The sequence below is a fragment of the Paenibacillus ginsengihumi DSM 21568 genome, from assembly GCF_000380965.1.
Lineage (GTDB): Bacteria > Bacillota > Bacilli > Paenibacillales > NBRC-103111 > Paenibacillus_G > Paenibacillus_G ginsengihumi.
On sequence record NZ_KB905588.1, the window covers coordinates 38360 to 46411 of the forward strand.

The window sequence follows — 8052 nt, forward strand, 5'->3', positions numbered from 1 at the left end:
CAGACCCTTGGGGTCTGTTATTTTTGTAATATATGTTAGCACTCAATAAGGTGGAGTGCTAACGACGGCCCGCAAGCTTAACCGGTAGGGAGGGTTGGGTTATGTTGACCGAACGTCAACGTCAAATTTTGAGCGCTATCGTAGATGACTATATTCGTTCAGCAGAGCCTGTCGGCTCCCGCAGCATCTCCAAGAGAGGCAATGTGGGATTCAGCCCTGCCACCATTCGCAACGAAATGTCCGATTTGGAGGAGATGGGCTATCTGGAGCAGCCGCATACGTCTGCAGGCCGGATTCCGTCCCACAAGGGTTACCGATATTACGTGGATCACCTGATGAAGCACGGTTCGCTGGCGAAGCAGGACGTCGAGCTGATGAAGGTCTTTTTCACCGACAAAATGCAGGAGATGGAGCGGGTCATTCAGCAGGTTGCGACTATCCTGTCGAACTTGACCAGCTACACATCGATCGTGATGGGGCCGGAGGTGTACGGCACGACGCTGAAGCATCTGCAGATCGTTCCGCTGAACGATCGTTCGGCCGTGGCAATCATCGTGACGAACACGGGGCAGGTCGAGAACCGGACGGTGACGATCCCCGAGGGCATTCCGATGTCGGAGGTGGAGAAGTTCGTCAACATCTTGAATGCCCGTCTGAAGAACGTGCCGCTATTGCAATTCAGGGCGAAGCTGTATAATGAAATTTCCGCAGAAATGTCCAGCTACGTGTCCGGTTACGAGGAGCTGCTCACGATGCTTGATGGCGTCATCCATCATGACGAGGACGAGCGCATCTACTTGAGCGGGACGACGAACATGCTGACGCAGCCGGAGTTCAAGGACGTCGATAAGGTCAAGAGCATTCTCGACCTGCTCTCGGAGCGGCCGAAGGTGGTGCGGCTGTTCGACGGAACTACCGAATCCGTAGGCGTTCAGGTGCGCATCGGCACCGAGAATGCGATCGAGGCGATCAGCGATTGCAGCCTGATTACGGCCACCTGTCAAATTAACGGTCAGACGCTGGGGACGATCGGCATTTTGGGGCCTACCCGGATGGATTATGCCAAGGTGACCCAATTGATGGAGCACTTGTCGAAGCTGTTGACTAAGTCGATGGAGCGTTGGTACCGATGAGCCAGACACGTCCCGGCAGCCAGGAGGGCGAAGAAGCCAATGTCACGCTGCTGAACAATGCGAATGCCATCCGCGCGATCTGCTCGGCGGTCGAAGGCACGCTCGGGCCTAAAGGGCTCGATACGATGCTGGTCGGACCGAACGGCGACGTCATTATTACGAATGACGGCGTGACGATTTTGGAACGGATGGACGTGACGCATCCGGCCGCCCGTCTGCTTATTCAAGTCGCCCGCTCGCAGCAGGAGAGCATAGGCGACGGGACGACGACGGCGACGGTGCTCGCCGGGGCGCTGATCGCTGAAGGCTCCGCCCAGGTGCTGCGCGGCGTGCCGGTGGCCAAGGTCGTGCAGGGCATCCAGGAGGGCGTGCGGGAAGCGCTGGCGAGCCTGCTCGCCCGCAGGCGCCCGGTCGAAGGGCTGAATGACCCGCTGCTGTACCGGATCGCCTACGTTGCCGGCAGGGAGAACCGCGATCTGGCGGAGCTCGTGCTCGAGGGAGCGCGGCGCATCGGCCCGGCCAAGCTGCGCGAGGAATCGTTCCGCTTCGCCGACGCGGTGCTCTCGCACCACCGGGCCCCGTCCGGAGAAGTGTGGCCGGGGCTGCTCGTGGCGAAGCGGCCGCTGAACGCGCAGCCGGACATGCCGCCTGCCCCGGCGAACGTGCTGCTGCTTCACGACGCCTTCGAGCCCGAGGCGGTGGAGGACGAGGCGCTGATGACCGACGCGGGCTTCCGGCGGCAGCAGCAGCTGCGCGAGCAGTTCCGCGGCGCGCTGGAGCAGCTGGCCGAGCTGCGCGTCGGCCTGATCGCCGCCGAGCGCGGCGTGTCGCCGGAGGCGGAGCAGTTTTGCACGGACCATGGCATCATGGTCCTGCAGCGGCTGCCCCGCGCGGATCTGCGCCGCCTGGCGGAATATACCGGCGCGCGGCCGGTCCGCCGCAGCGCGCTGGCCAAGCCGGCCCCGGAACTGGCCGGCTGCCTCGGCTTCGCCGCGCACGTCGCTTACGACGATCGGCTCGAGTGCGTCCGCCTGGCCGAAGGCCGCGGCCGGGGGCACGTGTCGATCGTCGTCGGCGCCAGCACGGCGGAGGTGATCGGCGAGCGGCTGCGCATCGCTCGCGACGCGGCTTCCGCCGTGCAGGCGGCGCTGCGCGGCGGCGTGCTGCCGGGCGGCGGCGCGGCCGAGGTGGCCGCCGCCCGCGAGCTCGAGCGCTACCGCGAGACGGTGCAGGGCATGGAGGGCTTCGGCGTCGCCGCCGTCGCCCTCGCACTGCGCAAGCCGCTGGCGCAGATCGTCGTCAACGCGGGCTACAATCCGCTCGAGAAGGTGGAGCAGGTCAAGGCCGCGCAGACGGCCAGCGGCTCCGCCAGCCTGGGGCTGGACTGCGACACCGGCGAAGTCGTCGACATGTACGAGCGCGGCATCGTCGATCCCGCGCCGGTCAAGCTGCACGCGCTGCAGGCGGCGGGCGAAGTGGCCGCAGCCGTGCTGCGCATTCATACGGTCATCAAGATGAAGTCATCCGGCGGTTCGGAGGCATAGGCGGCGCCGCTGCAGAATTGCGGCAGGTTTCCCCTGGCCTTGGCATGGATACACTAGACACTGGCGCGGTGACCGCAAGCTGTCATCCGGTTGAATGAGGCGGTTGATCCGCTGCGTTATCGTTGTCCAGCGGGTCAAAACGCCGGTAAAGGGGAGGGGCGCGGGAGACGGCGCTTGAAGAAGCCGGCGTCCTCCGTCCGCACCTCTCCCGAAGCTGCAGCAGGCGCTGCGGCGCATCGTTTAAGGAGGTGACAGACCAATGAATACGGAACAAAAGGACCAATATACTTACGATCCGAAGGAGCAGCAGCGCTCGGAAGGAGCGGCTGCCGCGGAGACGGAAGCAAGCGAAGCGGAGACCGCCGAAGCGGCCGAGGCGCAATCGGCAGCGGAGGCCGGGCAGGCGGACGCAGGCGAATCGGTCGAAGTCGACGCCCTGCGCCAGGAGCTGGAGCAGGCGAAAAAACAGGCGGACGAGAACTACCAGCGCTATGTGCGGACGCAGGCCGACTTCGATAATTTCCGCAAGCGGACGCAGAAGGAAAGGGAAGAATTCGCGCAGTACGCTTCCGCGAAGCTGCTGGAGCAGCTCCTGCCGGTTATCGATAACTTCGAGCGGGCGATTGCCGCAAGCAAGGACGGCAAAGACTACGACGCCCTGGCCAAAGGCGTGGACATGATTTTCCGCCAGTTCGTGCAGGTGCTCGAAAGCGAAGGGCTGAAGGCGATGGAGACGGTAGGCCAGCCGTTCAACCCCGATTATCACCAGGCGGTCATGCAGGTGGAATCGGAAGAGCACGAGGAAGGCACGATCGTCGAAGAGCTGCAGAAGGGCTATACGCTTAAGGACCGCGTGCTTCGTCCGGCGATGGTTAAGGTTAGCTCCTGATCCGGGCGCGAAGCTTGCCTGGCTCGGGCCGGCGCAGCACACCTTTAGGCCCGCCCTACCATTACACATAAACGATCATAGATGGATCATTGCGAGATATGACTAACGACGAATGAAGATCGAAGGAGGCACATTCCTTATGAGCAAAGTCATCGGCATTGACCTTGGCACAACGAACTCTTGCGTAGCCGTGATGGAAGGCGGCGAAGCCGTCGTTATCCCGAACCCGGAAGGCAGCCGCACGACGCCCTCCGTCGTCGGCTTCAAAAAGGACGGCGAGCGCATCGTCGGCGAATCCGCCAAGCGTCAGGCGATTACGAACCCGGACCGCACGATCATTTCGATCAAGCGCCATATGGGCACGAACCACAAAGAGACGATCGACGGCAAAGAATATTCGCCTCAGGAAATTTCCGCGATCATTCTGCAGAAGCTGAAGGCTGACGCGGAAGCGTACCTGGGCCAGCCGGTCACCAAGGCGGTCATTACTGTCCCGGCTTACTTCAACGACAGCCAGCGGCAGGCTACGAAGGATGCAGGCAAAATCGCCGGTCTCGAGGTGCTGCGGATCGTCAACGAGCCGACGGCTGCGGCGCTGGCTTACGGGATGGAGAAGCAGGAAGACCAGACGATTCTCGTGTACGACTTGGGCGGCGGCACGTTCGACGTATCGATCCTCGAGCTCGGCGACGGCTTCTTTGAAGTAAAAGCGACGAGCGGGGACAACCACCTCGGCGGCGACGACTTCGACCAAGTGATCATCGATTACTTGGTGGCGGAGTTCAAGAAGGAGCACGGCGTCGATCTGAGCAAGGATAAAGCTGCGGTGCAGCGCCTTAAGGATGCTGCGGAGAAAGCCAAGAAAGAGCTGTCCGGCGTGCTTACGACGACGATCTCCCTGCCGTTTATCACGATGGTCGACGGCGTGCCTCAGCACCTGGAGATGAACCTGACCCGCGCGAAGTTCGAGGAGCTGTCTGCGCACCTGGTTGAGCGGACGCTGGGCCCGACTCGCCAGGCTTTGTCCGACGCCGGATTGACCCCGGATCAAATCAACAAGGTCGTGCTCGTCGGCGGTTCGACGCGGATTCCGGCCGTGCAGGAAGCGATCAAGAAGCTGACCGGCAAAGAGCCGCACAAGGGCGTTAACCCCGACGAAGTCGTGGCGCTCGGGGCAGCGGTGCAGGCCGGCGTATTGACCGGCGACGTGAAGGATGTCGTGCTGCTGGACGTCACGCCGCTTTCGCTCGGCATCGAGACGGCCGGCGGCGTGTTCACGAAGATGATCGACCGCAATACGACGATTCCGACCAGCAAATCGCAGGTGTTCTCGACCTATGCGGACAACCAGACCAGCGTCGAGATTCACGTGCTCCAGGGCGAGCGGGCGATGGCTGCGGACAACAAAACGCTGGGCCGCTTCATTCTGAGCGACATTCCTCCGGCGCCGCGCGGCATTCCGCAAATCGAAGTCACCTTCGATATCGACGCCAACGGCATCGTGAACGTCTCCGCGCTTGACAAAGGTACGGGCAAAAGCCAGAAAATTACGATCACGTCGTCCAGCGGCTTGACTGACGAAGAGATCGACCGCATGATGAAAGAGGCCGAAGCCCATGCAGAGGAAGACCGCAAGCGCAAGGAAGCGGTCGAAATCCGCAACCAGGCCGATCAAATGGTATATACTGCGGAGAAGACGCTGAAGGATCTCGGCGACAAGGCGGATGCGGCCGACGTCGAGAAAACGAACGCAGCGAAAGAGAAAGTGAAAAAAGCGCTGGAGGGCACGGACGCCGAGGAGATCAAGAAGGCGACCGAAGAGCTGACGCAGGTCGTTCAGCAGCTGTCCGTGAAGCTCTACGAGCAGGCCCAGCAAGCCCAGCAGGCGCAGGAAGGCGCGGAAGGTGCGGCGCAGGGCGGCGCCAAAGGCAAGGACAACGTCGTCGACGCGGATTACGAAGTCGTAGACGACAAAAAATAATCGGTTCCCGCCTTCGGGAACGGCTGACATGAGAGACGGAGGTCAAAGCCGGCATTCGGCTTTGACTTTCCGTTTGGTTGTACAGAAATCGGCATTGCCCCAGGCAGGCGGCAAGGCCGGCGGAACCGATGATTCCAGTCAGCTATAGCATGGGAGTGGAACGATGAGCAAACGCGACTATTACGAGGTGCTCGGGGTCGGAAAAGACGCTTCGCCGGACGACATCAAAAAAGCTTACCGCAAGCTGGCGCGTCAGTACCATCCCGACGTCAACAAGGCGGCTGATGCGGAAGAGAAGTTCAAAGAAGTGAAGGAAGCGTACGACGTGCTCAGCGACGATCAGAAGCGGGCGCGCTACGACCAGTTCGGCCATGCGGACCCGAATCAAGGCTTCGGCGGCATGGGAGGCCAAGATTTCGGCGGCTTCGGCGATATTTTCGACATGTTCTTCGGCGGCGGAGCCCGGCGCAATCCGAACGCTCCGCAGCGGGGCAACGATCTGCAGTATACGCTGACGATCGAGTTCAAGGAAGCGGTTTTCGGCAAAAAGACGGAAATTCACATTCCCCGCACCGAAACGTGCGACACATGTCATGGCAGCGGCGCCAAGCCGGGCACGCGGCCGGACACATGTACGGTCTGCCACGGCACCGGCCAGCAGGAGGTCGTGCAAAATACGGCGTTCGGTCGGATTGTCAACCGCCGGATATGTTCAGCGTGTCAGGGGCAAGGCAAAATCATTAAGGACAAATGCGGCACCTGTCACGGCACCGGCAAGGTGAAACGGCGGCGGACGATCAGCCTGAACATTCCGGCAGGCGTCGACGACGGCGCGCAGCTCCGCGTGTCGGGCGAAGGGGAAGCCGGTACGCGCGGCGGCCCTTCGGGGGATTTGTACGTCGTCATCCGGGTCAAGCCCCATGATTTCTTCGAACGGGAAGGCGACGACATCTACTGCGAGGTGCCGCTGACGTTCGCGCAGGCGGCGCTGGGCGACGAGATCGAAATTCCGACCTTGACCGAGAAGGTCAAGCTGCGCATCCCGCCGGGCACCCAGACGGATACGTATTTCCGCCTGAAGGGCAAAGGCGTGCCGCGGCTGCGCGGTTACGGGCAAGGGGACCAGCACGTCAAGGTCGTCGTCGTGACGCCGACCAACCTCAGCGAGCGGCAGAAGGAGCTGCTTCGCGAATTTTCCAAGCTGAGCGGCGAGCATACGCACGAGCAGCAGCAGACGATCTTCGAGCGAATGAAGAAGGCTTTTCTGGGGGACTGATCCTTCGGCAAGCCGCCTGTGAAACCCAGTCAATAGCATTGGCAAGCTGGGCCGGTTTCGTTACCGGCTGTAGCGCCAATGCTTTTTTTTGCATGGATCGCTTTTGCCGCCGCGCTTTTGCCGGAGCCGGGAGCTTGCCACGGCTGGCCTTGCTGCATCGGCCTAGGTCCGCCTTCCGCCGACGTTCAGCCTGGACGCTGGCCGGGCCTGTGCATAGCCTGAAGGAAAATTGCGGACAATGAGACAAGGCTGCATGCCGCTTTGTTGATCCAATATAACCGGAAGGAGGCACGTCCTCATGAATCGACCATCCGGCCGCAAGGAAGCTTCGGGCATGCCGATCGGCAAAAAAGAGGATGTCGAGTTTTCCCGGGAGCTGGCCGATCAAGACGATCTTAAGGCGCAGGAGCGCGCCGCCGCGGCGGACACTCGCCAACAACAAGAGTAAGGAAGGATGTCGCCCTCGATGGCAGAAAGAGCGATTTTGGCTTACTTCAATTCTCCCGAGCAGGCGCGCCGCATCGTGCCGAAGCTGAAGGCTTTGCGCGGCACGGGCATCTCTGTGGACCGCGTCGGCCGGGACGAGGCGAGCGGCGTCGGCATGTCGGCGAACTCGCTCGACAACGATTTTCCGGGGCTGGCGTACTTGACGCTCGGCTCGACCAGCCCGCCGGATACGAACGAGCGAATCCTGCTGGCCGCCGATGCGGACGCCAGCGGCCTCAGCAATCAAGGGGCGGGATTCGCCGCCGGCAGCGATCAGGACGCTTCCCGCCTGGATACGCTGCTTACCGTAAGCGTCGATGAATCCGCCTATGAGCAGGCCGTCCGCGTCATCCGGGAAGCCGGCGGCCGCTTGTAGCCTTTAACGGTCCTTCGTCTCAGCGAAGGGCCGTTTTGTTTTACCCCTGTGTAAAATTATTGTATACTGTTTGTGGCTCAACATCAAAGTTAGTGCTTGACTTTATGTACCAAATCGTTCACGGTTACATTCGACCAGAAGTCCTTGTACGTAACGTTCCCGGTTCCGGGTGAAGTAATGTCGGCGTTGAAAGGCTTTCATTCGGTTGTTTCTTCCTTCAACCGCCGCATTGGTCCACCGACAGGAGTGATAATTGACGATCTCCGTTCGCCAGTTTCGCATCGTTTTGATGCAGGTGGCTACTGCCGGATGCTGAAAATGTTCCCCTTGTCCCAGCCAGCGGTCAAACCAGATGGCAGCTACTTTG

General features: G+C 61.3%; 8 protein-coding genes. 7 read left to right on the forward strand and 1 reads right to left on the reverse strand.

What is annotated here, in order from left to right; genetic code table 11:
- The first annotated feature begins 101 nt into the window (after positions 1–101).
- From hrcA to F591_RS0118400, 7 genes are all read left to right on the forward strand, one after another.
- Positions 102–1133, forward strand: coding sequence for a heat-inducible transcriptional repressor HrcA (gene hrcA, locus F591_RS0118370; protein ID WP_019536086.1), 1032 nt, complete (start codon positions 102–104; stop codon positions 1131–1133).
- Positions 1130–2677 carry a TCP-1/cpn60 chaperonin family protein gene (locus F591_RS0118375; RefSeq protein ID WP_019536087.1) on the forward strand — a complete coding sequence of 516 codons (1548 nt, stop codon included), beginning with the start codon at positions 1130–1132 and terminating at the stop codon, positions 2675–2677. Before hrcA ends, F591_RS0118375 begins: the two co-directional genes overlap by 4 nt.
- A gap of 259 nt (positions 2678–2936) precedes the next feature.
- Positions 2937–3566 carry a nucleotide exchange factor GrpE gene (gene grpE / locus F591_RS0118380; RefSeq protein ID WP_019536088.1) on the forward strand — a complete coding sequence of 210 codons (630 nt, stop codon included), beginning with the start codon at positions 2937–2939 and terminating at the stop codon, positions 3564–3566.
- A gap of 139 nt (positions 3567–3705) precedes the next feature.
- A complete protein-coding gene (gene dnaK / locus F591_RS0118385) occupies positions 3706–5547 on the forward strand; it encodes a molecular chaperone DnaK (protein WP_019536089.1) in 1842 nt (613 codons plus the stop codon).
- Positions 5548–5710: 163 nt separating this feature from the next.
- Positions 5711–6823: a molecular chaperone DnaJ gene (gene dnaJ, locus F591_RS0118390; protein ID WP_019536090.1), complete on the forward strand. Its 1113-nt coding sequence runs from the start codon at positions 5711–5713 to the stop codon at positions 6821–6823.
- Between the two features lie 298 nt (positions 6824–7121).
- A complete protein-coding gene (locus F591_RS30585; protein WP_019536091.1) occupies positions 7122–7271 on the forward strand; it encodes a YfhD family protein in 150 nt (49 codons plus the stop codon).
- Between the two features lie 18 nt (positions 7272–7289).
- Positions 7290–7685 carry a hypothetical protein gene (locus F591_RS0118400; RefSeq protein WP_019536092.1) on the forward strand — a complete coding sequence of 132 codons (396 nt, stop codon included), beginning with the start codon at positions 7290–7292 and terminating at the stop codon, positions 7683–7685.
- 102 nt (positions 7686–7787) lie between these two features.
- Here F591_RS0118400 and F591_RS30590 read toward each other — a convergent pair.
- On the reverse strand, positions 7788–8052 hold a 265-nt coding region (locus F591_RS30590; RefSeq protein ID WP_211217604.1), incomplete at its 5' end, for a transposase.

Excerpts from the sequence above, each read along its gene's own strand:
- hrcA (WP_019536086.1), top strand. The coding sequence starts at position 102 with ATGTTGACCGAACGTCAACGTCAAATTTTGAGCGCTATCGTAGATGAC.
- dnaJ (WP_019536090.1), top strand. The coding sequence starts at position 5,711 with ATGAGCAAACGCGACTATTACGAGGTGCTCGGGGTCGGAAAAGACGCT.
- F591_RS0118400 (WP_019536092.1), top strand. The coding sequence starts at position 7,290 with ATGGCAGAAAGAGCGATTTTGGCTTACTTCAATTCTCCCGAGCAGGCG.
- dnaK (WP_019536089.1), top strand. The coding sequence starts at position 3,706 with ATGAGCAAAGTCATCGGCATTGACCTTGGCACAACGAACTCTTGCGTA.
- F591_RS0118375 (WP_019536087.1), top strand. The coding sequence starts at position 1,130 with ATGAGCCAGACACGTCCCGGCAGCCAGGAGGGCGAAGAAGCCAATGTC.
- grpE (WP_019536088.1), top strand. The coding sequence starts at position 2,937 with ATGAATACGGAACAAAAGGACCAATATACTTACGATCCGAAGGAGCAG.
- F591_RS30585 (WP_019536091.1), top strand. The coding sequence starts at position 7,122 with ATGAATCGACCATCCGGCCGCAAGGAAGCTTCGGGCATGCCGATCGGC.